We start from the raw sequence: 25,777 nt of genomic DNA on the forward strand, positions 1-25,777 counted from the left end.
CTATAAAAATAAATAAAAACATTTCACTAGTCCTTTATTAAAGAAATCCATAAAAAAAAGCCCTTTCGGGCTTTTTTATTTTTATTACCTAGCGAATACACTGGGGTCTTGGTTTAAACTCACTGGCCCTAAGTGGTAATTGAATCACTTTGCCACACCCTGGTGGTGCTTGCTTCCCCGTTTGCTCGTTTACAAATGCCCACCGAATTGAAGGTGGACGAGTATCGGCAATGGCTTGGGGGTTTAGCGGTTTTAAATAACGAATATAGGTTTCAAGCGCCCCGACACTACCAGTCAAACCAGTGCTTTTATTATCGTCACGACCTAGCCAAGCAACAGTCACTGTATTTTGATCAAACCCGGCAAACCAGCTATCGCGTAATTCGTTACTGGTACCTGTTTTACCTGCTAACTGAATCGACGGAAAATGTAAATTTAAGCGCTTAGCGGTGCCATCTTTAGTTACTCGCTTCATAGCGTACTTGGTCATGTACATGGCATCTTTATCAAAGCGTTGTTCGTTACTCACTTTATGCTTATAAAGTACTTTACCAACAGAGTCAGTTAATGCCGAGATAGACGTCAGCTCTCTGTATTCGCCATCAGCAGCAATAGTGGTATAAAGCTGGGCCACTTCAAAACTCGACATTTCAATAGCCCCTAATAGCAGCGACGGGTATTCATTAATATGGCCTTTAGCACCTAGTCCTCTGAGTGTATTAGCAACTTTATCAACCCCAACATCAAGCCCTAAGTTAACTGCCGGAATATTAATGCTGTGGCTGAATGCTTTATAAAGAGGCACGGCGCCTCGGTATTGATGATCAAAGTTTTCTGGCTGCCATACTTTTCCCTCTTCGTTGGTGACTTGCACGGGTGAATCATCAAGCAATGTCGCTAAATTATAATGAGGAAGCTGCAGTGCACTTAAATACACTGCCGGTTTAACTAATGAGCCAATATTGCGCTTGGTATCAAGCACCCGGTTAAACCCTGAATAGCGCACATCACGTCCAGACACTAACGCTGATACACCAGCTTTTTCAACATTAACGGAGATCATTGCCGCTTCTAATTCTTTGGTATTTGGACGCCTTTCCAAATAAGGTAAACTGGCCTTAATCGATTCTTCCATTGCGGTTTGTTTTTGCAAGTCAAAGTAGGTAAATACGCGCACTCCTGCATCTAATACTTCTTGATCAGGTAGCAGCTGTTTCAACTCGCGATTAACCAACTCTAAGTAACCTGGGTAAGACTTTTGTAAGCTGGCTTTCATTGGCGCAATATCAATTGCGCGCTTTAATGAGGCTCGATACTCTTTAGTGGAAATAAGTTTGTTATCGACCATTAAACGCAGCACTAAGTCACGACGCTCCATAGCACGTTCTTTATAACGTCTAGGGTTATAATAAGAAGGGCCTTTAACCATGGCCACCAGCAGAGCAATTTGGTCGTACTCAAGTTCATCAACGGGTTTTGCAAAGTAAAACTCAGCAGCCAGCCCCATCCCATGTACTCCTTGGTTATAAGACTGACCTAGGTAGACTTCGTTTAAATAGGCTTCAAGAATCTGATCTTTTGAATAACGATAATCAAGAATAAGCGCAATAAAAGCTTCATTGATTTTACGTACTAATGAACGTTCACGGGTAAGATAAATATTTTTAGCTAGCTGTTGCGTCAGTGTGCTGCCCCCTTGCACGGTTCTTCCTGCGCGAATATTGGTATATAAAGCCCGTAAAATAGAAAATACCGATACCCCATGGTGATCATAAAAATCGCGGTCTTCGACCACTAACAAAGCATTTTTAAGCATGTCAGGAAATTTATCTAATGGCACAAATTCGCGGTCTTGTTTTGAGTCATTACCTATACGGGCTATTTGTACAGGCTCTAATCTGGCAGTGTTTAAGCGACGACCGAATTTATCTTTAATACTGGCAACCTTTTCTCCAGAGAAACGTAGTTCAATTACGTGAGCATTTTCTAAACCATCATAAAATTCAAAATCACGACGAAAAATCTTAATACTATTAGCTGTTTTAATATATTGCCCTGTGCGGCTTAAGCGATTAACTGCCGTGTAATTTAAACGTTTAAGCTCCCATAAAACTTCTTGCTCAGATAAAAACTGCCCTGGAAAAAACGTCATTGAACGAGCATACACTTGGGCTGGAAGTTGCCATTTATTGCCTTCAAATTGGCGGGTGATTTTTGCATCAAGATAAATAAAGTAAAGTGCTACAGCGATGAAAGTCGCCAGACTCAGTTTCCAAAAAATAGAAAACAACGTTTTTAAAAATGGCCGTTTAGCCGAACTTGCGGTTTTTTTTGCAGCACTTTTTCGCGCTGATGTTTTAGATGACTTAGTAGCGCGCTTAGTCGAGGGTTTACTGGTCGGTGTTTTCTTTTTTTCAGCCATTTAAGTGTAATACATTCCAAAGGTTGATTTAACGCGAGGAGCTTATCACATTACTCTAACACCTGAAAAATTAACCCTTCCTGAAATCAAAAAAGCCCTAACTGAGTAGGGCTTTGATTGAACACACAATACTTTTACTTTTAATTACTTCTTACTGAAACAAATTCTGGGTAAGCATCAATACCACAATCATGTTGATCCATACCGTTTAGCTCTTCCTCTTCGGTAACACGAATACCCATAGTTTGTTTTAAGACTGCCCAAACAATGAATGATGCGATAAACACAAAGCCAATGATACATAGTAAACCAATTAACTGTGCCACAAGGTTAGCCTCGGCATTAGTAACCGGCACTAATACCACACCTAATATGCCACATACACCATGCACAGAGATGGCACCTACAGGGTCGTCAATTTTCACTTTATCAAGTGCCACAATGCTTAGTACAACCAAAGACCCACCTAGTAGGCCATATAAACACGCCATTAATGGTGATGGTGATAATGGATCTGCAGTAATAACCACTAAGCCTGCAAGTGCGCCATTAAGTACCATGGTTAAATCTGCCTTACCCCATAATAATTTACATAAGAACAAGGCTGAAATTGCACCCATAGCTGCAGCAGCATTGGTGTTAAGTAGTATTTGACCTACTGCAGTTGCATTTTCTTTATCTGAAATTAATAACTGTGATCCACCGTTAAAGCCAAACCAACCCATCCATAAAATAAATGTACCCAATGTAGCAAGTGGCAAGTTTGAACCTGGAATTGGGTAAATTTCACCATTTTTACCATATTTACCTTTACGTGCACCCAGTAGAATTACACCCGCAAGCGCTGCAGCTGCACCGGTTGCATGGACAATGGCAGAACCTGCAAAATCAACAAAGCCTAATTCAGATAGGAAGCCGCCACCCCATGTCCAGTAACCTTCAATTGGGTAAATTAATCCTGTAAGTACTACTGTAAACACTAAGAAAGCCCATAACTTCATACGCTCCGCTACGGCGCCAGATACAATAGACATAGCCGTTGCAACAAATACTACTTGGAAGAAAAAATCAGACTCTAGTGAATGATCGGCGTCTGCCGCTTGACTACCTATTAGGCCACCAAATGAAGGAATTATTCCGCCTTCAACGTTGTCTACATACATAATGTTGTAACCGACCAACAAAAACATAGTACAAGCGATAGAATAAAGTGCGATATTTTTAGTTAGGATTTCTGTGGTATTTTTTGAGCGCACTAAACCTGCTTCTAACATTGCAAAACCAGCTGCCATCCACATAACTAAGATGCCAGAGATTAAAAAGTAAAACGTATCGAGCGAAAACTTCAGCTCTATAATTGTATTTTCCATGTTGCCCCCTTAAATTGCATCATCATCAAGTTCGCCAGTACGAATACGGACAATTTGATCTAAGTCGTAAACAAAAATTTTGCCGTCACCAATTTTGCCCGTTCCAGCAACTTTGGTAATAGTCTCTACAACGCGTTGGCAATTTTCACTACGAGTGGCAATTTCAAGTTTAATTTTAGGTATAAAGTCAACTTGGTACTCTGCACCACGGTATAACTCTGTATGACCTCTTTGACGTCCAAACCCCTTAACGTCAACCACGGTCATTCCTTCGATGCCTAAATCAGCGAGTGCTTCACGCACATCATCTAGTTTGAATGGCTTTATTATTGCACTGATCATTTTCACAAAGGCCCCCTTAGGACACTAGCTTGTTATTGTATTTGCTCTATACAATCCAACCTTTGTGCCACCTTTAAATTACAAATAAAAACAGAGGGTTATTAAATTAAATAATATAAAAAACAAAAAAGCGCACCATTTAGGTGCGCTTTTTTTAAGCAAAATACAGAATTGGTGCGAGTCGATAAATACGCAAATAATCGTCTTTAACTAACCGTTACACTCCCAAATACACATTGATAATGTATTTAAGATTAAAGTTACTCTGTCGCATCGAAAGACAAAGCCGTTTTTTGAGCATCACTTAGCCATATTGACTCCATAGTTTGTACCACTCGAAAGTGAAACTCTTCATGGGTGAAGGGTTTAGTCAAAAAGTCATTCGCACCTGATTTAATAAATCGTGCAGCAACGCCATAACTATATACATCAGCTAAACCAATAATGGCCAATTGCTCACGGCTTTTAATATTACGAATTGCTCTAATTAATTCAAAACCATTCATACCTGATAAGTTATGGTCAGTGATCACTAAGTTGATTACCTGATCATGCTCAAGTATATGAAGAGCTTGCGCACTATTATCAACAGTAATAACGTCAAACAATTGTTTTTCGAGCATTTGCTTAACCAAGCTACTGCTCAATAAGGAATTATCTACAACCAGCGCTTTGCGCCCCTGGTTACGCAATAACTGTGCTACAAATTTTATGGCGTAAAGATAAGAGTCGCGATTATCTTTAATGACGTAATCGATAATACCTAATTCCAGCATTTTTAAACGTGTATGCTCATCTGTTTGCGTTGTCATCACCAACGTAGGGATACCTTGCGACAGTGTAAAGCGAGTTATATCAGTATCGATTTGCCCACCAACAGATAAATCAACTAACGCGAGCGAATAACTAGTTTGATTTAGTAACTTTTTACATTGAGTAAGTGACTGAGCGAAATCAACCCGCACATCAAGGTAATGAGCAGCAATATGTTTGAGTACCTGTTTTACCCTTATATTATCTTCAACAATTAAAACCCGTTGCATAAACTCCCTTTCATTTACGTTCACCCTTATATGGTAATAAACCTAAAAATAAATCACTCTCAAGCATCCATTTAAAAAAAATTAAAGCGACCAATAACTTAAAAAACTTAATTAATAATTAAATTTTTTAATCGCCTTAAACTTACAGTATGGCATACACATCAAGTATATTTCGCCTGTTTGCTATGTTGAGATTAATCTTAATTACATAAACTCAACGATTATTATCGGCAGCTAGTCTCAATACTTTTGTTTTTTACTCAAATATCGCTATAACTGCAGTACATAAAATAAAAAGGGTTAGTTATGAAATTTAGTCGAAGTCTATTTTTACCCATTACCGCAATTGCACTTACATTTACAAGTGCAACGTTTGCCGATAATCAACGCCGTATTGATATCGACAGTAAAGTAGTTACTCAGCACAAAGCAAAAATAAATAACGAACGATTTTCTTATACGGTAGCAACAGGCACACAACCGGTATGGGATAACAAGGGAGATGCCATAGCAACCCTTCAATACACTTACTACACCCGCGATAAAGTAGATGACAGAACAAAGCGTCCATTACTTATTTCATTTAATGGTGGCCCAGGCTCAGCATCGGTTTGGATGCATTTAGCTTACACCGGCCCTCGTGTTTTAAAAATTGACGACGAAGGCTACCCAATTCAACCTTATGGTGTAAAAGATAACCCTTATTCGGTTTTAGATGTAGCGGATATCGTTTATGTAAATCCTGTAAATACAGGTTATTCACGTGTTGTTGAAGATAAAGACGGTAACCTTTTACCCAAAGATAAACAAAAAGAGCTATTTTTTGGCGTTAATGCCGATATAAAGTACCTCGCAGAATGGCTTAATACTTTTGTATCTCGAAATGAACGTTGGCGCTCTCCAAAGTTTTTAATTGGTGAAAGCTATGGTACTACTCGTGTATCGGGTTTAGCACATGAGCTGCAAAATAGTCAGTGGATGTACATTAACGGTGTTGTACTCGTTTCTCCTACCGATATCGGTATTAAACGCGACGGACCAGTAAAAGCAGCTAACCGCCTACCTTACTTTGCAGCTACTGCATGGTACCACAAAGCATTAAACGCCGATTTACAAGCAAAAGATTTAGACGAGCTATTACCAGAAGTTGAACAGTTTACTGTTAATGAGCTTATTCCTGCGCTTGCAAAAGGCGGCTTTATTGCGCCTGACGAAAAACGTCGTATTATTAAAAAAATGGCTGAATATGCGGGTTTATCTGAAACATTTGTTAGTCAAAACAATTTAGATATTCCAACACAGTTTTTTTGGAAAGAGTTGTTGCGTGAACGCGGACAAATGGTTGGTCGACTGGATTCGCGCTATTTAGGCATAGATAAACGCGATGCCGGTGAGTCTCCAGATTACTGGGCAGAGCTTACATCATGGCTGCATTCTTTCACTCCTGCAATTAACTATTATCTTCGTGAAGAGCTTAATTACAAAACCGATATCAAATATAACTTATTTGGTAACGTTCACCCATGGGACAGAAGCGGAAATAATACCGGTGAAAATTTACGCTTAGCCATGGCTCAAAACCCTTATTTAAATGTAATGGTTCAGGCGGGCTATTTTGACGGTGCAACCAATTACTTTGATGCCAAATATACTATGTGGCAATTAGATCCAAGTGGTAAAATGCAAGATAGGTTAAGCTTTAAAGGCTACCGCAGTGGCCATATGATGTATCTACGCCACGCAGATTTAGAAAGCTCTAATAACGATTTACGCGAGTTTATAAATCAGTCTTTACCCAAAGACGGTGAATCCGCTAAATACTAATTAGCTTTTACCCACTAAAAAGTGACCTCTTAGGTCACTTTTTTGTTTATAACTGCGGCGGTTCGGTATGTGTGCAATTACCGGTGCGAATAACGGTTGGCTTTGCTATGTACTGCTTAGTAGTGAGTATTTCAGCAAGATTTATTAGCGTCTTAAGGGTGCTTTTTAGGGCGATCCGATTATTTAACCACGTGGGTATCTTACCGCCTGGTAACGCATATACCTGATAACTAATGTGCAAATTTTTCGCCTGCTGAGTTAACAGCCACATTGCATCTAAGGTGCTTATTCTTATTACCCCTTTAGTTTTAGGTAAAAAATCTGGGCGCGCGTGAATACTAAGCTGCGTTTGCAACGAACTCACCCTTGTATAGCACGAATAAGTAATCACATCTCTATTGCTAACAGGCCACGGGGAGTCAATATAACTATAAACAAGATTTTCTGAAGGGCTTAAACTTTTGAGTAACGTGACCTTAGTAATATTTTCTATCCAGCTAGGAGCTGTATCGGTATCACTAAGTAAAGCAACTAAATCCTCTGCGGTGACATTGTTAACCACCGTTTCAGCTTTCATTTTCACGGTATCATCAGTTAAACGCTGAAAATAAACACTTACCCCTTGTTTACTTTCGTAAAGTTGCCAAGATGGCTGTGAACACACATTGGTAGCAAAACACAAAAGTGAAAAAATCATGCACTTTTGCAGCAAAATCCGGCTACAAAAGTGCTTAGCCATTAAAGCCAATAGGGTTCTGTATCAAATGAGGCGTGTCGACTTTGCTCCATGGCACTAACTAAAAAGTCAGATTTTTGTTCTAACCATAGTTGTATTTTTGCCAGTTGAGCATCTTCTTGCCCGCCACACAGCTGTTTTAAATAATCAAGCGTGCTTAACTCATACATCCCATGAGAAATATCCAGCCAAGGGAGCCTAAATTCTAATCGCTCATCTTTATTAAACAGTGCGCCTAAACAATTACCACTGAGTAAGCTATTTTCTAATTGAGTGCGAAAGTTTAAGTAATCATTGCCTGCTAAGCTTTGCTCTTTAGGGAGTAAACGGTGTAAGTTTTTCCAATCTTTATCAAATAAGCGATGAGCAATATCTAAAATAGGTTGCTCTGCATTTTGAAGCTCTGCTTGGCTCCAATCTTTACGCCACTGCTTATTTATCAGCCACGTTGTTAAGCTCAGCAATAAACGGTTGTAGCGGGCACTATGAAAAAGCGAAAAAATATCGTCAATGCTCGGCTGTAACTCTTTTAAATCGTTTATAACTTGCGTTAACGCAGGAGCACTATTTATTTTTTTATAAAAAGCATGGCGCTTAGAGGTATAAGTTTTTAACTGAATCGCATTTTCAACCCATGCTAATTCACTTAATAACCACTTTAGCTCTGTTCTGAGGTGATCGGTACTTTCTTTACTAACAATATCGTCAAACAACCAAAAATTGTGTCTAATTAAACTAATGCCATCGGTTACCCGCTTTAATGTTTTTAAGCTCGGCTTATCGAAGTAGCATTGCTCGTGTTTTTGCACAAAGCGAATTCCAAACCCCATAGCTTCAATAAGAGCTTGCTCTTGAGTGACTTGCTTATTAAGTTTAACAAAGCCGATTGATTTACTTGGTTGTAGCGGTGTTTCATCCGCAAGGCGATAGCCTCTTGCTGCTTTTGAATAGAGCCCTAAACGAATGCTGTTTTGGCTCACTAATATATCTGCAAAAGCAAATAGCTCCTCACGACTACCTTCAACCAGCTCGATTTCAAGCTCGCTGATGATTTCTACCTTACCTGACGCAGCAATTTCACCTTTATCTAATACCACTTCAATTTTGGCACCATTTGGGGTTTCTATTAACCACTTACGGCGAATAAAATTAGTACTAAAAATAGGGTATAGATTTTGTGATATGGCATCAATTTGCATACCGTGAGGCCAAATTGATGAATCAAACGCCATTAGATTTGGTCGGTTTGTTTCTATTGGAAGATTGTATTCTGGGCGCTGATGTAAGCCCCCGACCACTTCTCCTGCTAGCTTAATTGTTTGCTCACAGCGCTCGTCTGTACAACGCGTTCTAAAGCCAATATCGAGTGCTCTTAACTCTCTGCTTGGTGTATCATAATAAGCATTTTGCAAACTTTTAGAAGGTTTGTTTGTGACTGTTTTTGCAAATTGAGTAATTAGTGAGGGGATCAGTGGAATGACGTCATCTGATACCAAAAATTTCAGTTCTATCTCAGTATCCATTAGGCTTGCGGATTACCCTTAAAATTAATAAGTGCTCAAAATAAACAAAGCAGCCCTATATTGCAAATTTTTTAGTCATAAACACGCAAGCAAAATGCTCTGGTTACAATATCTGTCTTGCTATTAAACTATTAAATCCATACTATCTATATACTTATGCGAAATAAAAATCACGTTCACAACGGACACTGCTAGATTAACAAGGTAGATAAATGCTAAAACACTGTTTACTATGGCTGCTTTTAACAGCCGCCCCGTTTATGAGCCAAGCAGAGGAAGCTCAATCAACGTCGCCGACTAATGCTAAAACAGCTTATATAATCGATAATTTGTATACTTTCATGCGCTCAGGTGCCAGTAAAGACTATCGCTTACTTGGTTCAATAGATGCAGGTACACAACTCACTTTATTATCTGATGAACAAAATGGCTTTATAAAAGTTAAAGATGATAAAGATCGTGAAGGCTGGGTAGAAGCTAAATTCATTAGTGAATCAGCGGGTTTAAAACAACAATACCAAGCCCTCAATAATGAAATAAGCACTATGCAAAATAGACTTCGCCAAGCGCAAGTTGAGTTACCTGAGCTGCAAGAGCAAAACACACAGTTAACCGAACAAAACGCGCAACTATTAGCACAAATTAGTCAGTTACAAGGTGAACTTTCTCAAGAACAACAACTAAAACAAGCAACCAGTGCTAAAGAAAAACGCCAGTTACTTACTTACGGTGGAGCCATTGCATTTTTAGGTTTGTTCTTAGGGATTATCTTAACTATCGTGTTATCACGAAGAAAACGCTATGAAGGTTGGGCATAAGCTTAACTTAATATAGCAGGCATAAAAAAAGCATCATATGATGCTTTTTTTATGCCTGCTATATTTTATCTTTAAAAAAATACCTGCGTTATATATCTAAACGAAGCCCAGGGTCTTGTTTGATTTTTTCTATTACCATGTAAGTGTGGTGTGTGCCCACTCCCGGAATATCAACCAAATCACCTAATACTTCTCTGTATTCGTCCATGTTGGAAACGCGAATTTTTAATAAATAGTCATAACCACCCGCTACCATATCACACTCAACAACCTGCTTAATTTTAAGAATGTGTTCACGAAATACTTTAAATACGGCTGTATTTGAGGTAACTAATGATACCTGCACATGGGCCACTAAGCTTTGATTAAGTTTTTCCTCACTTAATTTAGCGAAATACCCTTCAATATAGCCCTCTTGCTCTAAACGTTTAACCCTATCTAAACAGGGACTGGGGCTTAAATTCACCTGCTTTGCGAGGTTAACATTTGAAATTCTACCATTGCGCTGCAAAACGTCTAAAATTGATATATCGATACGATCAAGCAGGCGTAATCTATTCGGATTAGTCATATCAGTATTTTATATGGATAAGTTAATAATATGCCCTGTAAATTATCGTAAAACGGCGAAATTAACCAGCATATTCTGTTGGATTTTAATTAGAATGCACGCTTTACACCAACAACATTTAGCGGTAATTAACAATTATCCTAAGTCTTAACACTCCTGAGGGTTGCTTATGTTATTCAATGGCGATTTAACAACGACTTGTCCGATCAGACAGAAGATCCGTGACTTTTACCGTATTGATGAAAATGCGGTTATTGATCACATTTTACCACTTGCAGAAGTCGGTGTTAAAGCACGAAGCCGTGCATGGGAAAGAGCTCGCCAAATAGTTTTAAACATTCGTAAAGACCAAGATGGTCAAAGCGGTGTTGATGCGCTATTAAATGAATTTTCACTATCGAGTGAAGAAGGTGTGGTATTAATGTGTTTAGCCGAAGCATTGCTTCGTGTTCCTGATAAAGCAACTCAAGAAACATTAATACGTGATAAATTAGCAAATGGCGATTGGAGCTCTCACTTAGGTAGTAGTGATTCTTTATTCGTTAATGCCTCGTCTTGGGGATTACTAGTAACCGGTAAAATGGTTAACTATAACGACAAAACGAAAGAGCAGCAGTTTGGCATACTTAAAAAAACAATTGGTCGTTTAGGCGAGCCAGTTATTCGTAAGTCTGTGAACTTTGCGATGAAGATAATGGGTAAGCAATTCGTAATGGGTCGTACCATTAACGAAGCAATTGAGCGCGCGGCTGAAAAAGAGCAAAAAGGCTATGTATATTCATACGATATGCTAGGTGAAGGCGCTCGCACAATGAAAGACGCTAAGCGTTATTTCGACAGCTACATGAATGCGATTCATGCTATCGGTAAAGCGGCGAATGGTCGTGGCCCGATTAAAAGCCCAGGTATTTCTGTAAAGTTATCGGCTATTCATCCGCGTTATGAATTTACTCATAAAGAGCGCGTGATGGAAGAAATCGTTCCAAAACTAAAAGAACTTGCTCTTGCCGCTAAAAAATACGACATCGGTTTTACTGTTGATGCTGAAGAAGCAGACCGTTTGGATATTTCTCTCGATGTTATTGAAGCGGTATTTAGCGATGACGACCTTGGCGATTGGCAAGGTTTTGGTTTAGCGGTTCAGGCGTATCAAAAACGCGCTATTTTTGTTATTGAATGGCTAACAGACCTAGCAACCCGTGTGGGTCGTAAAATGATGGTGCGTTTAGTAAAAGGCGCATACTGGGATACCGAAATCAAAACCACGCAACAAGATGGTTTAGACTTCTTCCCGGTATTTACCCGTAAAGCAACCACAGATGTGTCATACAAAGCATGTGCGATTAAAATGCTTGAAGCACGAGATGTGCTTTACCCGCAATTTGCAACACACAACGCCTATACTGCAGCGACTATTTTAGAAGTAGCGAAAGGTGATAACCAAGGTTTTGAATTCCAACGTCTGCACGGTATGGGTGAATCTTTATTTGACCAAATCGTTAATGAAGAAAAAATCCAGTGTCGTGTATACGCACCAGTAGGCCAGCACGAAGACCTACTTGCTTACCTTGTTCGTCGTTTACTAGAAAATGGTGCTAACTCATCTTTTGTAAATGCCATTGTAGATACCACTCAACCGGTTGAAGCATTATTACCAGATCCTGTTGAAACACTGCAAGGATTACGTAATAAGTACAACACGCAAATAAAAATGCCAATTGATTTATACGGTGAAGAACGTGCCAACTCAAAGGGTATGGATTTAACTGATATTAACGTGATAACCCCGTTTAAAGAAAATTTAGACACTTGGTTTGAAGAGCACTTAATTGAAGAAAGCCAAGTACCAGAGGGCGCGCTGGCAGTTAAAAACCCAGCAAACCATAAAGAAATTATTGGCCATGTGAAATTACAAAATAGCGATGAAATGAAAGTGTTGCTAGCCAACGCTGAAACCGCTTTTGAATCATGGTCACAAACGCCAGTAAAAGAGCGCGCTAATTTATTGCGTCGCGTTGCTGATATTTTAGAGCGTCATCATGATGAACTTGTTGCTATCTGTATCAAAGAAGCAGGTAAAGTGGCACAAGATGGTATTGATGAAGTACGCGAAGCGGTTGATTTTTGTCGTTACTACGCTGCCCGTGCTGAAGAGCTTGCTCAAGATGAGCGCTTTGAAGCTCGTGGTGTGATTTTATGTATTAGCCCATGGAACTTCCCACTCGCTATTTTCTTAGGTCAAGTTGCAGCTGCTATCGTTACGGGTAACACTGTAATTGCAAAACCTGCAGAACAGACGAGCTTAATTGCCCTACGCGCTATTGAATTAATGCTTTCTGTTGGTTTACCTGAGCACGTTGTACAGCCTGTGATTGCTCGCGGTAGCGAAGTAGGTAAAACCATTGTGCCAGATGAGCGCATTCAAGCTGTTATGTTTACAGGTTCAACTGAAACGGGCACGCTTATTTCGCAAACATTAGCTGCACGTAACGATATTCAAGTACCTTTAATTGCAGAAACTGGCGGTCAAAACTGTATGATTGTTGACTCAACAGCGCTTCCTGAGCAAGTTGTTGATGATGTTATCAGTTCTGGTTTCCAAAGTGCCGGTCAACGTTGTTCGGCATTACGCGTGCTCTTTATTCAAGAAGATGTTGCTGATGGCATTATCGATATGATCAAAGGCGCACTTGCTGAGTTACATATTGGCGACCCATCATTACTCTCTACAGACGTAGGCCCTGTAATTGATGAAAAAGCGCTGAAAACACTTAATGCTCATGTTGAATACCTAAAAGGTAATGCAACACTTCACTACGAGTGTAAAATTCCTGATAACAGCGAAAATGGCGCATTTTTCTTTGCACCACGTTTATACGAAATCAAAGACTTATCGGTATTAAAGCGTGAAGTATTTGGCCCGTGTGTACATGTGATCCGCTTTAAAGCGAGTGAGCTTGATAGTGTTGTCGACCAAATTAACAACACCGGTTACGGCTTAACAATGGGTATTCATTCTCGTATTGAAGAGCGCTGTGAACACCTAGCTAAAATGTCGCGCGCAGGTAATGTTTACGTAAACCGTAATATGATTGGTGCGATTGTTGGCGTGCAACCATTTGGTGGCCGTGGACTATCGGGTACTGGCCCTAAAGCCGGTGGACCAAACTACCTACAACGCTTAATTAAAGAAAAAGCATCACCAGATAACGTACAAATGACTAACCTAACGCCAGACGAGCTTGATTTACACCACTACAGTGGCGCAAATGAGCAAGTAGAAAAGCTAATGGTTAACTCTATGCGCGATGAAAAAATTTGGCGTGCAACACCACTGAATGATCGTGTTTCTGCGGTGCGTCAGTTATTAGCGAAAGTAGCAACCGTTGAAATTATTGATGATCTTGCAGACGATTTAGCGTTAACGCTTGCCGATGCACGTGCTCAGTTAAACCGCTTAGAAAAGCACATGCGCAAATATACAACCTTACCGGGGCCAACGGGTGAGTCAAACACTCTTCACCTTGAAGCACGCGGCTGTGTAGTATGTTACGCAGATAAGAGCACCTCATTTAACTTTTGGGCACTATCGATTATTACCGCGCTTGCTGCTGGTAACACGGTAATAACGGTAGCATCTGAAATATTTTATGATGAAGCGGTTGCTTTTAGAGATAAGTTTATTGCGACTGGCGTTGCTGAAGGTGTTTTCCAAGTAGCTAAACCAAATCAATTACAAGCGATATTGGCGCATCCTCACCTAGCCGGTGCGGTAGTTGCTGCACGTTCTTCTCGCTTAGGCTACTTCAGCCAACAGCTTGCACAACGTAAAGGCGCAATACTACCAGTGATCAGCTCTGAGTATTACGACACGCTAATTAAGCGCTTAATTACTGAAAAAACAATCAGTATAGACACGACGGCATCAGGCGGTAACACCTCATTGATGACCCTTGTTGAAGATGATGAATAGCAATTAATGCATTAATCTAAATAAAGGCATCTATTTGATGCCTTTTTTATTCCTATCTACGCATTTATTTGTTAATTTAAAAAATAATAACTGTTAATTAGAGTTCACTTTGAAAATCATTCCTACTTCACAGCTAAAGCCTGGTATGTTTGTACAAAAAGTTGTTAAACAAACTGGTAGCATTAGAATAAAAAACCAAGGCTGGGTTAAAACTCAAAGTGGAATTGATAAATTAATAAAATCAGGAATTTTAGAGGTTGAAATCGACCCTGATAAAATGCTCGAATCTGAAGCACCTGAAACACAAGCAACCTCACCTACTCAGCACGAAATCAAAAAGCGCGATCCTTGGTTAATTACCCACAGTGCTGAGCAAGAAATGAGTAAAGCTAAAAAGCTTTACGATGAAGCAAAAAACCTGCAAACCAAAGCTTTTGGCGATATAGAGTCTGGGCGTACTGTTGATGTTGCGCCTTTTAAAGAACTGGCTAGTGGGTTTATTGACTCCGTATTTAGAAATCAAGATGCTCTAGCGTGCATTACACAAATGCGCCAAAAAGACGCCTATTTGTTAGAGCACTCGATAAATGTGTCTATTTTAATGAGTATTTTTGCCAAACATCTCGGTATTGAAAAAGCAATTATTGAAGAACTTGCCACTGGCGCTCTTTTACATGATATGGGAAAAATAAAAATCCCTGATGCTATTCTCAACAAACCAGGTCGTTACACGGACGAAGAATTCAAAGTGATGCAAAATCATGCGCTCTTTAGCAAAGAGATACTAGAAGACGCAGGATTAACGGGGATTGCCGTAGATATTGCAGGTATGCATCACGAGCGTTTAGATGGTAAAGGCTATCCCTTTGGCAAACAAGGCAATGAAATAAGCCAGTACGTTCGTATGGCGTCTATTGTTGATGTTTATGATGCATTAACCGCTGAACGGGTTTATAAAGCAGGCATGGAGCCAATTAGAGCATTTAAAATTTTAAAGCAAGGCTGCCCAGATAGCTTTGATGGGGTGCTACTTAATAAGTTTATTCAGTGCATTGGTATTCACCCTGTGGGCACACTGGTAAAACTCTCAAGCCAAAAGGTGGGACTCGTTACTCAAAGCAATCCTGCAACACCATTAAAGCCAGTAGTAAAAACGTTTTTTAATGCAAAACATGGGCGTTACACTGAAGTTCAAGACGTTGACTTATCAAACAAAAGAACGCAAGACACGCTTGAATCAGCAATAAAACCCAAAGAATATAATATAGATTTAGAAGGCTTTTATAGGCACTCTATCTTTAGTTAATTGGCCACTATTGTGGCCAATCTTGCAAGGCTTTTAAGCTAAATTCATAACCATCGAAATCAAGTACGCTCTGATCTGGCGCTATTTCTAACACCTTCAACGCACCAATAGACTCCCCTTCATATAGCTCTCTGCCATTGAGCTTTATCCAGCGTTTATCCGCAGCTGAAGAATAAATGTGCGCCTGATACTTAATACTTGGTAACATACTTTGTAAGCCATCAGGAAGTAGCTCAACAGGCTGTACTCGTGATGAAAGGCGAGAGCCTTGAGTTACTTCATAGTCGGCTGTTGTTTCTGTGCTATTAACGGCTTGCGCAAACGCATTTTTCAGTGTGTCGGGAACCGTATCAAGTTCATCATTTGACTCTGGCTGCGCAGGCACATTTTGATTCAGTGGTTTACCTAACACCTTATATTTACTCAACTCATCTGCAGTAAGTGTTCTTTTCGCTGATTGAGTTGGGACACTTTGCGGTTGGCTGCTCGGTGATTGAAAACTAGATGAAGCGTTATTCTGCGTCGAGAAATTTTGCGTTTGCCCTTGAGACGCTTGATTAACGCTCATAGGTAAATATTGTCCTTGTGGCGTCAGCAACATTTGCTGTACACCCGTTGGGGTTTGTACATAAACCAACTGCCCTGCCAGCGGCACAGAATTGTTAGGCGCAGCTGTTACAATGGGCGCTTGAGGAGTTGTTCCTGTTTGAGCAACCGTTCTTTGTACTTCCTCTGCATTTGTTGTTGATTTTTCTACAACCCCTGACTCTTTTTGACTAAGGTCATTTTGAACAGGCTCATTTTTAACGGTTACATTTTCTTGTTGCGCCCACTTGCCGACAAAGAAGCCACTGGCCAATATACCCGTTGCCAATAAACTTCCTGCGAGTAAAAAACTAATTCGACGATAGGTCATCAACTGGCGTTGTTGTTTTAATTGTTGCGCTTGCAAGTCATATTGCTCAGCGCTCATGGTATCGTGCTTTGACTGCTTTAACGCATCTAATAAATAAGACATGAATCACCTAACTAAAAAATAAAAGACAGGCCAATTCCTGCACCAAAAAGCATTAACGCAGCAGCGCTATAAGGCCAAATCGAACCTGTTTTACTCACCTTATTATTTGTAACAATAAAGTCGATAGGTAAAGATTCACTCGCCGCTTGTTTAACAATATCACTGCCAACAATTTCTTGTTGTTTCGAAAATGCCCCTACTAATGCGCGTTCACACACCAGATTCATTAATCGTGGCACACCGCCTGTGAGCTGATGCACCATTTGCATTGCTTCCATTGAAAATATTTTCTTGTCACAACCTGCAATATGCAGCCGATGTTGAATATAAGCAATGGTTTGCCCTGGTGTTAGTGCTAACAAGTGATATCTGGCAGTAATACGCTGTGCCAGCTGCCTTAACTCATTTCGCTTTAGAAGTACCTGTAACTCAGGCTGCCCTACTAATACTATTTGTAATAACTTTTTATGATCCGTTTCAATATTGGTTAATAAGCGAAGTTGTTCTAGCACATCAGGGGCAAGCAATTGTGCTTCATCAATAATCAAAATAGTATGCCCCCCCGCTTTATTATTAAACTCAAGGTGCTTTTTAATCACATCCGTTAAACTTTTCAGGGTTGCATTTTTGGCGTCGTAAGTTATTTGTAATTCATCGCAAATACTGGCTAACAGTTCAAGTTCTGATAACGCAGGATTATGGATCATGGCTACTTGGGTATTTTCAGGCAGTCGCTCTAACATACTACGCGTTATGGTGGTTTTACCCGTACCCACTTCACCTGTTAACAGCACAAAACCACCGTCTTCACCTAACCCATAAGTAAGGTGTGCTAATGCTTCTTTGTGGCGTTCACTTAAAAATAAGTAATGGGGGTTAGGCGAAATTGAGAATGGCTTTTCTTGTAAACCAAAATAGCTTAAATACACCTTTATAGTCCTTGGTCGTTAATTCACGGCCTATAATGGCAAAAAAATAGCCTGGGTGACAACTACAACCAGGCTTTATTATTAAAATAGTGTAAATAAAAAGGCTAAACTAAATAAAAGCGCATTTTTAGATTCGCTAATACATTAATTAACTACTTCTCATAGCGTACTAGGCGTAAATATACATTACTTGTTTTAGCATGTAAGCTATTTAAACCACTGGAAAATTGATAAACCCATGCCGAATTTATATTACTAATACCCGAAGTATTAGACCAATAATTTTGCGACTGCGTTGCTAAAAAAATATCCGCATCAATACTTGGGTCGGTACAACGGTGATCAACGATACTGGCTAACTCTTTAATACTTGGTACTTGCCAATCGCTATAATCTGCGGTGCTGTCATTAACTGCGCCTTTAAGTGAAGCTTGCCAATTTAGTGGCTGAGTATCACCATCGCAGCTAGTTGTTTCGCTATTATAAACTTGGCCATAATTACAGCGTTGCCACATCAGCCCTGTTTTAGTATCTGACACTGTGCCATCAATATTAATCACAAATCGGTCGGTATCATCGCTAGTCGCAACTTCTTCATAACACTGCTGCGCTGCAAGTGACTGGCTCAATCCTAAGGCTAATAACATAGAGACTTTAATTAATTTCATAATAATCACCTTAACGATTTCTAACTAAGCGCACGTAGGCGGTATTATCTTTTGGATAGGCTAAATCGTTGCCATCCATCATATCGATAGTGTAAGCCTGAGATAAACTGGCACCATCAACCGCGGTCTGTGAAGTCCAGTAGCGTAAATGCCCTACACTATTAGTCGATGGTGTATTAGGGAAAAATGCAGTATCTATCAATACATTTTGCCCTTGTTTACCGTAGTCGATTAAACCTAACAGCTCAGAATAAGTGGGTAAACGCCAATTACTGCCACCACAAAAATCAAGCGCGTTAACTTCATCTATATAGGTTTGCAATCCACAATCAGTATTATTTGGGCACGTAGTATTAGCACTACCCGTTACATCGCCACTATTGACAGTCCCTTGCCAAATATAGCGGTTTTGTCCATCACGCAGTGAGGTATTTGGTAACACACCGGAATAAGGACTTTTCACTTCCCAGACAAGGCCGGTAGTATTATCGCGAATACAGCTAAAGTTCGACGCATCATCAAGAAGCTCATCGGCAAACTCATTAAGTTTGGTGTAATCAAAAGCCAAATTCCCTTTACCCACTTTACCTAAACGATTGGCAAAACTATCGCGCCCAAGATCAGCATCTTGAGCTGGAAACTCATCATTATTACAATTAATACGTTGAGTATTGTTATAACACTCACCCAGCCCAGTATCGTTTATTAGCCCAAGCGCTTTAGGTGTTACATCAATAAATACAGTATCTGTGTCGGTACGCCCTTTTAAGTCCATAACTTGTACTTCAAAGCTAAGAGTTGCATTTAAATCAATATCAGAGGCGAAAAAGCTAGCAGTACATGACTGCGGTTCAAGAAGAGCTTCGGTATTTCCGGTAAGTTGTTGCCACTTACATTGATAAGTCTGAGTTGCCGCTTCGCTTGCCGTCGCATCTAAAATAACCTTATCAAACTCTTCTACTGTTTGGTCTGCACCCGCATCGGCAATAATCACTTGGGCTGTTTTATTGAGAGTCATATCAAATTGTGATGCAGATACCCCGCCCTCATCATCCGTTACGGTGAGTTGCCATTTTAAGTTGGTGTTATTTTCTAATAATGGATGAGGAAAACTAAGCGTTGGATTGGTATAGCTATCAATTGTTAAATCAGGCCCAGATAATAATTGCCACAAGTAACTACTAATTTCGCCATTTTCATCGGGGTCTGTGGAAGTTAAACCACTAAGGGTTACAGTATCTTTATAAACTGAGGGCAAGTTTGCAGGAGCAACTTGAGTAACAACAGCAAGAGGAAGCTGATTATTAGAGGCAATGAAAACACTCAAGTCGTCATTCACTAAACTACCATCTGGCGTTTGATAGCTTACTCTTAAGACCAATTCACTATCAGATTTTACATCCGGTGCAGTGATGGTTTGTTCAGCCCCTTCAAGCGGAAACACATCTATAATAGGACCGCTTACACGCTGCCAAGTAAAAATACCATCTGCAGGAGAGCCTTTTGCAGAAATAGTAAACTCTGATTTTTCTACAACTTGGAGATCGTTACCTGCAAATACTGACGTTTTAATATCACTGTTATCAGTACCGCCTCCCCCTCCACATGCAGCCAAAAGCAAGCATGCTATAAGTGGTATTAACGAAATTGCTTTCATACTAAGCACCTTTGTGTCTTAAAATTATCTAATAAGACTGTAAAGCAAAAAAAGTGCCATTATAAATTATAAATAGCTATCTTGATGAATACGAACAAATAACTTAGTGCCAACTTTACTGTAATCTACTTTATATTCGCGGCCATCTAAGGATTGAATGAACAACAACTGTTTTTCCTCGCTAAATACATCTGGACTTGCAATATAAACCATATCTAAGTAGCGCTCTTTTGCATCACGGCGGTTTTTTGGCAGCTCTTCTTTAAATGGTTCAAGGCCATTTGCTGTTACTTTAATTCGAGGATGCTCCTCACCATTAACAATCACTAAATCTAGTTTTCTGTCTTTGTGAATTATGGTGTTTCGACCACTTTTAATAAAAGATCTGTCTTGACTCATAGTTATTCCTAATCCCGCAGTGAGTGCTTATATTATTATTCACACTGCGACTTGATAAACTGAGAGGGATCACGCTTCCATTTATTTAAATTTGCGCAAAATTCCCAAATATCACTTTCTATTACACTGGCAGGTAACAGTAAGTCATACCCTGTTAAAAGCTGAAGATGCTTAGCCCTATTAGCAAACATCGCTATAAGCCCATTATAGTCAATTCCTTTTTTTGACCTAAATTTATTATCTTCAACTAACCATTCTGATGGGCAATGCCCATTTTTGCAATTTTTTTGAACAACTTGCATAAATAAGTGCCGCTGTTCTATTAGTAATTTACCCGCAATTCTTGGTGCTAAAGCAGCTAAAAATGTATCTATATCATTTAACTTAATACCAATCGCGTTAAGCTCAAGATGATAGATACCGTTATCAACTTTAGGAATACCGCAATGGTGGAGATTTTCTTGGTGTAAATCCCATTGCCCGTACTTATGCTGATATGTTAATTGCTGCTCAGTTAAAATAATACTATAAAAAGGTTCTTGTGTTTTAAAAAATCCAATTAAAATTGCTGCAATACATAAACTTACTAAAAAAATTTCAATAATACTGATTTCACCTGGACGCAATAAATTAAATAGCATGATGAAGATTAAACCAATGCTACCTACGACCAGTATTTCAATCCCATTTTTAGCGCCTTGCGCTCGGTATTTAAGTGTGTGTTTTTTTATATTAGCCATACTGAAAAAACGCCATATAAAATATAAACATAATAATAGCCCACAATACTAACTTTCTCAGTGTTAAACAGCGTTTGCATGATGTTTTGAAGTTCATCAATTAACTCCTATTATTACTGTTAAATATGCGCAATGACTAAGTATCAGTTATTTTTACGCCTAACGCACAAATTAATGAGATACATAACCGCCTTTTTTTGTCCTGATTTCGTACAATACTTATAATCTATTTTCAGGTATGAAAACAATGCACTCTAAACAATCCGGCAAAGCCCTATTTCCATTTATTATTTCGGTACTAATAATTTTTAGCGTTTATTTATATTTGCCCGCATCACAGGGCGAGCAAGCTGATTACTCAGCAATGACAACACAAGTCTCTGCGCACACTGTCGAGTCGCAAGAAAATGCCATTATGATTGAAGCCATTGGCAGTGCCCGTGCTAATCAGGCTATTTACATTAAAAGCGCACAAAACGATTATGTCACCAGCATTTACTTTGAAGACGGCGACTTGGTCAGCAAAGGACAAAAATTAGTGCAACTGCAAAACCAACAAGAACAATTTGCAGTAAAAGAACTTAGCATTAATTTACAAGAAGAAAAACGCCAATTAGCTAGGCTTACCGAACTTTCTCGCTCACAAGCGACTGCCAAGTCGTTACTTGAAGAACAGCTAGCCCGTGTTGATGCCAGCGAAGCTCAACTTGAAAGTGCCAAAACTAAACTCAATGAAATGGCTATTACCGCGCCTTTTTCTGGGTTACTGGGTAAACGCGAAATATCGGTAGGCGCTTATATTAGTAACAGCACGATAATTACAACCTTAGATGATATCAGTATCATAAAAGTTGATTTTAAAGTGCCTGAAAAGTATTTAGCTCAACTGAAAAACGGAATGACTGTTCGCACTCAAAACGATGCTTACCCTGATCAAACATTCACCGGTAAAGTAACCCATATAAGCTCACGTATTGATTCAATCACTCGCAGTGTAGAAGTAACAGCCAGTTTTGCTAATAAATCGGGTTTACTTCGCCCTGGTATGCTACTTAAAACTGCACTAGAGCTAAGCAGCAATCAAGCGCTAATGGTGCCTGAAAAAGCAATTATTCCTCTGCAAGATAAACATTATGTTTTTCAAATTGAAGATGGCATAGCTAATCGCATAGAGGTACATGTTGCAAGTAGAAACAATGGCTGGGTTGCAATAGACAAGGGGTTAAAGAACGGCCAGCAGATTGTTACCGAGGGAATAATCAAAATCCGCTCTGGTAGCAAAGTAAGCGTTAAGGGGTAACACGTGAAAATTACCGATACTAGCGTCAAACGCCCCGTTTTTGCGATTGTTATTAACTTACTGTTACTCACTTTTGGCTTAGTTGCTTTTAGTATGCTGCCTTTGCGTGAGTATCCAGATATTGAAACACCGATTGTAAATATTAGTACTGAATATACCGGTGCATCTGCTGAAATTATTGAAACAAAAATAACCCAAGTTATCGAGAACCGTATTTCGGGGATTGAGGGTATTAAAAGTATTAACTCATCGAGTCGTAATGGCCGCTCAAACATTACCATTGAGTTTAATATTAACCGCGATATAGACGATGCCTCTAACGATGTACGAGAACGTGTTGCACGGGCATTAGACAGCCTACCAGAGCAAGTACGCCCTCCTGAAGTATCAAAATCAAATAGTGACGAAAGCCCTATCGCGTGGTTTGTACTTAACAGTGAAACCATGGATTCATTGCAACTTTCTGATTATGCACAGCGTTTTATTGTCGACCGTTTAGCCGTTGTTGATGGTGTATCAAATGTGCGTATTGGGGGAGAGCGAAAGTATGCCATGAAAGTATGGCTTAACCGCCAAGCGATGGCAGCTCGTGGCATTACCTCTAGTGATATAGAGCAAACACTACGCAGTGAAAATGTAGAGCTTCCGGCGGGTGAAATTGAATCGGTAGACCGTGATTTTACTGTGCGCACTGCACGCAGCTATAAAAACCAACGTGATTTTCAAAACCTTGTCATTAAGCGAGGCGAAGATGGTTATTTAGTACGTCTAGGCGAAGTGGCTGACGTAAAATTAGAAGCCGCCGATGATGAAAGCTTATTTCGCGGAAATGGCCGTAACATGATTGGTATGGGTATTGTTAAACAAGCCAAAGCAAATACTCTTACAGTAGTTGATAATGCCCGCAGTGAACTGGAAAAGATTAAGCGTAACCTACCAGAAGGCACCACTATCGAAGACAGTTACGACTCTTCAGTATTTATCAAAGAATCAATTAATGAGGTTTATAAAACTTTAGCAATTTCTATGGGTTTAGTAGTGCTTATTATCTTTATATTTTTAGGTAATATTCGCGCCACACTTATTCCTGCGGTCACCGTACCGGTCGCCTTAGTCGGTAGTTTTATGTTTTTATTAGCAATGGGTTATTCAATTAACTTATTAACTCTACTGGCACTAGTATTAGCAATAGGCTTAGTGGTAGATGATGCCATTGTAATGCTAGAGAATATTCACCGCCGCATAGAACTTGGTGAGCCGCCTTTATTGGCAGCTTATCGCGGCGCCCGTGAGGTAGGCTTTGCAATTATAGCCACCACCCTAGTACTGATCTCTGTGTTTGTACCATTGGTGTTTATGGAAGGACGAATAGGCGCACTATTTACAGAATTTGCAATGGCGGTGAGTGCAGCCGTGTTCTTCTCCAGTATTACTGCATTAACACTCTCTCCGGCATTGTGTTCAAAGGTTTTAAAGGCCTCTGAAAAAGAAAGTAAATTTAGCCAAGCAATGGATCGCTTTTTTACTAAATTAGAAAATGGATACCGTAACGCTTTAGCGTCAAACATGACCCGCAAATGGGGCTTAATGCTGAGCTTAGTTTTAGCTGGGTTTGTTAGTTATTCATTATTTTTACAAATACCGTCTGAACTTACCCCTAAAGAAGACCGTGGTACCTTTTTTGTACTTATGAATGGCCCTGAAGGGGCTAGCTATGAGAATAATGCCGCTAATATGGCAAAGATAGAAGAACGCTTAATGCCTTACTCTGAATCTGGCGAACTAAGCCGAGTTTTAGTGCGAGTTCCAGGTTGGGGTGGCAGTGGTGGTGTAGCCATTGTTGGTATGGCGGATTGGGATAAACGCAAACGCTCAACCTGGGAAGTCATGGATGAAATAAGCGGTAAAATGCAAGAAGTCACCGATGTACGTGCTTTTGCAATTATGCGCCGTGGTATTGGCGGTGGTGGTTCATCGCGACCGATAGAGTTTGTTTTACAAGGTAATGATTATGCTCAGCTAGCTGATTGGCGCGATAGAATTATTAAACGTGCAGAGAAAAACCCTGGGTTAGTGCGCATTGATCATGATTATAAAGAAACCTTCCCACAATTTTTAGTCAGTATTGATAAAAATAAAGCCGCTGATTTAGGCGTATCAGTCTCAGATGTGGGACGTACACTTGAAACCATGCTTGGCCAACGCCGTGTAACCACTTTTATTGACCGCGGTGAAGAGTACGATGTAATTTTAAAGGGAACTAAAGAAGACTTTGCAAACCCTACTGATATTTCAAATATTTACCTTAAATCTCGCAGCAATGAATTGGTGCCACTCGACAGCCTTATAAGCTTGAAAGAAGAAGCCACCGCCTCGCGTTTAAATCGCTATAACCGTATGCGTGCAATTACTCTAAGTGCCAACTTAGCTGATGGCTATACGCTAGAACAAGCACTAAACTTTTTAAACAATGTTGCCGCAGAAGAAAATGACATTGATGGCGCCATTGATTACAAAGGTGAGTCACAATTGTTTTATGAAGGTGCCTCAGCTATGACCTACGTGTTTGTGCTGGCATTGACCGTGACCTTTTTAGTGCTCGCTGCTCAGTTTGAAAGCTTTATGCATCCGCTTGTTATTATGCTCACCGTTCCACTTGGGCTAATGGGTGCTATGTTTGGCCTGTGGAGTATGGGCTTAACACTTAATATATACAGCCAAATTGGTATTGTGATGCTCATCGGGTTAAGCGCTAAAAACGGTATTCTGATTGTTGAATTTACCAATCAGTTACGTGATAAAGGGTTGGAATTTAGTGAAGCTATTTTACAAGCCGCTACCCAGCGTTTACGTCCTATTATAATGACCTCCCTAACCACAGTTATGAGCGCGGTACCTTTGGTACTCGCCTCAGGGCCTGGCTCGGAAAGTAGAATGGTAATTGGTGTAGTGGTATTTACCGGCGTAACGGTTGCCACCATACTGACTCTGTTTGTGGTGCCAGCTGCCTATTACGCACTAGCGCGAAATACACAATCACCAGAGTTTTTACAGCAAAAGCTAGATAAACAAGCAGCTGAAAAACCACTTAAAGAGATCTAAGTCACTCTGAGCGTCGTAATTAGCTGTTACGGCGCT

General features: G+C 39.9%; 19 protein-coding genes. 6 read left to right on the top strand and 13 right to left on the bottom strand.

Annotated features, from left to right (window positions below; all coding sequences use genetic code 11):
* Nucleotides 1-88: 88 nt before the first annotated feature.
* The 4 genes from mrcB to ACZ5WS_RS15365 all read right to left on the bottom strand — a co-directional run bounded on the left by mrcB (nucleotide 89) and on the right by ACZ5WS_RS15365 (nucleotide 5,177).
* Nucleotides 89-2,422: a penicillin-binding protein 1B gene (gene mrcB, locus ACZ5WS_RS15350; protein ID WP_036985023.1), complete on the bottom strand. Its 2,334-nt coding sequence runs from the start codon at nucleotides 2,420-2,422 to the stop codon at nucleotides 89-91.
* A gap of 140 nt (nucleotides 2,423-2,562) precedes the next feature.
* A complete protein-coding gene (locus ACZ5WS_RS15355; protein WP_054202014.1) occupies nucleotides 2,563-3,792 on the bottom strand; it encodes an ammonium transporter in 1,230 nt (409 codons plus the stop codon).
* 9 nt (nucleotides 3,793-3,801) lie between these two features.
* The gene (locus ACZ5WS_RS15360) at nucleotides 3,802-4,140 is read right to left on the bottom strand and encodes a P-II family nitrogen regulator (RefSeq protein ID WP_010391070.1); all 339 of its coding nucleotides are present in this window, start codon (nucleotides 4,138-4,140) and stop codon (nucleotides 3,802-3,804) included.
* 254 nt (nucleotides 4,141-4,394) lie between these two features.
* Nucleotides 4,395-5,177, bottom strand: a complete 783-nt coding sequence (locus ACZ5WS_RS15365; protein ID WP_464709653.1) for a response regulator — start codon at nucleotides 5,175-5,177, stop codon at nucleotides 4,395-4,397.
* A 306-nt stretch (nucleotides 5,178-5,483) separates the two neighbouring features.
* On the opposite strand from ACZ5WS_RS15365, the gene ACZ5WS_RS15370 reads away from it, so the two are divergent.
* Entirely contained in the window at nucleotides 5,484-7,001 is a 1,518-nt protein-coding gene (locus tag ACZ5WS_RS15370; protein ID WP_464709655.1) for a S10 family peptidase, read from the top strand.
* Between the two features lie 46 nt (nucleotides 7,002-7,047).
* On the opposite strand, the gene ACZ5WS_RS15375 is transcribed toward ACZ5WS_RS15370, so the two are convergent.
* Together ACZ5WS_RS15375 and ACZ5WS_RS15380 are read right to left on the bottom strand one after the other, a co-directional pair.
* On the bottom strand, nucleotides 7,048-7,740 hold the full coding sequence (locus ACZ5WS_RS15375) for an START domain-containing protein (RefSeq protein ID WP_464709657.1): 693 nt from the start codon (nucleotides 7,738-7,740) through the stop codon (nucleotides 7,048-7,050).
* Entirely contained in the window at nucleotides 7,740-9,260 is a 1,521-nt protein-coding gene (locus tag ACZ5WS_RS15380) for a CYTH and CHAD domain-containing protein (RefSeq protein WP_464709659.1), read from the bottom strand. Before ACZ5WS_RS15380 ends, ACZ5WS_RS15375 begins: the two co-directional genes overlap by 1 nt.
* A 212-nt stretch (nucleotides 9,261-9,472) precedes the next feature.
* Here ACZ5WS_RS15380 and ACZ5WS_RS15385 point away from each other — a divergent pair, with 212 nt between their 5' ends.
* Complete coding sequence (locus tag ACZ5WS_RS15385; protein WP_138605653.1) at nucleotides 9,473-10,078, top strand: TIGR04211 family SH3 domain-containing protein; 606 nt, start codon at nucleotides 9,473-9,475, stop codon at nucleotides 10,076-10,078.
* A gap of 88 nt (nucleotides 10,079-10,166) precedes the next feature.
* Here the strand turns inward: ACZ5WS_RS15385 and ACZ5WS_RS15390 are convergent, their stop codons facing one another.
* Nucleotides 10,167-10,649: a winged helix-turn-helix transcriptional regulator gene (locus ACZ5WS_RS15390; protein ID WP_010391063.1), complete on the bottom strand. Its 483-nt coding sequence runs from the start codon at nucleotides 10,647-10,649 to the stop codon at nucleotides 10,167-10,169.
* A 169-nt stretch (nucleotides 10,650-10,818) separates the two neighbouring features.
* On the opposite strand from ACZ5WS_RS15390, the gene putA reads away from it, so the two are divergent.
* Together putA and ACZ5WS_RS15400 are read left to right on the top strand one after the other, a co-directional pair.
* Complete coding sequence (putA, locus tag ACZ5WS_RS15395; RefSeq protein ID WP_138605655.1) at nucleotides 10,819-14,622, top strand: bifunctional proline dehydrogenase/L-glutamate gamma-semialdehyde dehydrogenase PutA; 3,804 nt, start codon at nucleotides 10,819-10,821, stop codon at nucleotides 14,620-14,622.
* Nucleotides 14,623-14,731: 109 nt separating this feature from the next.
* On the top strand, nucleotides 14,732-15,928 hold the full coding sequence (locus ACZ5WS_RS15400; protein ID WP_138605657.1) for an HD-GYP domain-containing protein: 1,197 nt from the start codon (nucleotides 14,732-14,734) through the stop codon (nucleotides 15,926-15,928).
* Nucleotides 15,929-15,935: 7 nt separating this feature from the next.
* Here the strand turns inward: ACZ5WS_RS15400 and ACZ5WS_RS15405 are convergent, their stop codons facing one another.
* The 6 genes from ACZ5WS_RS15405 to ACZ5WS_RS15430 form a co-directional block, all read right to left on the bottom strand.
* Nucleotides 15,936-16,946, bottom strand: coding sequence for a general secretion pathway protein GspB (locus tag ACZ5WS_RS15405; RefSeq protein WP_464709664.1), 1,011 nt, complete (start codon nucleotides 16,944-16,946; stop codon nucleotides 15,936-15,938).
* An 11-nt stretch (nucleotides 16,947-16,957) separates the two neighbouring features.
* On the bottom strand, nucleotides 16,958-17,875 hold the full coding sequence (locus tag ACZ5WS_RS15410; RefSeq protein WP_058154289.1) for an ExeA family protein: 918 nt from the start codon (nucleotides 17,873-17,875) through the stop codon (nucleotides 16,958-16,960).
* A gap of 152 nt (nucleotides 17,876-18,027) precedes the next feature.
* A complete protein-coding gene (locus ACZ5WS_RS15415) occupies nucleotides 18,028-18,543 on the bottom strand; it encodes an Lcl C-terminal domain-containing protein (protein ID WP_138605661.1) in 516 nt (171 codons plus the stop codon).
* A gap of 10 nt (nucleotides 18,544-18,553) precedes the next feature.
* On the bottom strand, nucleotides 18,554-20,200 hold the full coding sequence (locus tag ACZ5WS_RS15420; protein WP_138605663.1) for an Lcl C-terminal domain-containing protein: 1,647 nt from the start codon (nucleotides 20,198-20,200) through the stop codon (nucleotides 18,554-18,556).
* Nucleotides 20,201-20,266: 66 nt separating this feature from the next.
* Nucleotides 20,267-20,599 (bottom strand): hypothetical protein, encoded by a 333-nt coding sequence (locus ACZ5WS_RS15425; RefSeq protein WP_010391054.1) that lies wholly within the window; start codon nucleotides 20,597-20,599, stop codon nucleotides 20,267-20,269.
* A 35-nt stretch (nucleotides 20,600-20,634) separates the two neighbouring features.
* Nucleotides 20,635-21,339: a DUF2982 domain-containing protein gene (locus ACZ5WS_RS15430; RefSeq protein WP_138605665.1), complete on the bottom strand. Its 705-nt coding sequence runs from the start codon at nucleotides 21,337-21,339 to the stop codon at nucleotides 20,635-20,637.
* Between the two features lie 247 nt (nucleotides 21,340-21,586).
* Between ACZ5WS_RS15430 and ACZ5WS_RS15435 the strand changes: the two genes are divergently transcribed.
* Both ACZ5WS_RS15435 and ACZ5WS_RS15440 read left to right on the top strand, forming a co-directional pair.
* Nucleotides 21,587-22,639, top strand: coding sequence for an efflux RND transporter periplasmic adaptor subunit (locus tag ACZ5WS_RS15435; RefSeq protein ID WP_138571138.1), 1,053 nt, complete (start codon nucleotides 21,587-21,589; stop codon nucleotides 22,637-22,639).
* A 3-nt stretch (nucleotides 22,640-22,642) separates the two neighbouring features.
* Nucleotides 22,643-25,741 (top strand): efflux RND transporter permease subunit, encoded by a 3,099-nt coding sequence (locus ACZ5WS_RS15440; RefSeq protein ID WP_010391050.1) that lies wholly within the window; start codon nucleotides 22,643-22,645, stop codon nucleotides 25,739-25,741.
* Nucleotides 25,742-25,777 lie beyond the last annotated feature (36 nt).

It is taken from the genome of Pseudoalteromonas sp. 11L1 (assembly GCF_055397545.1).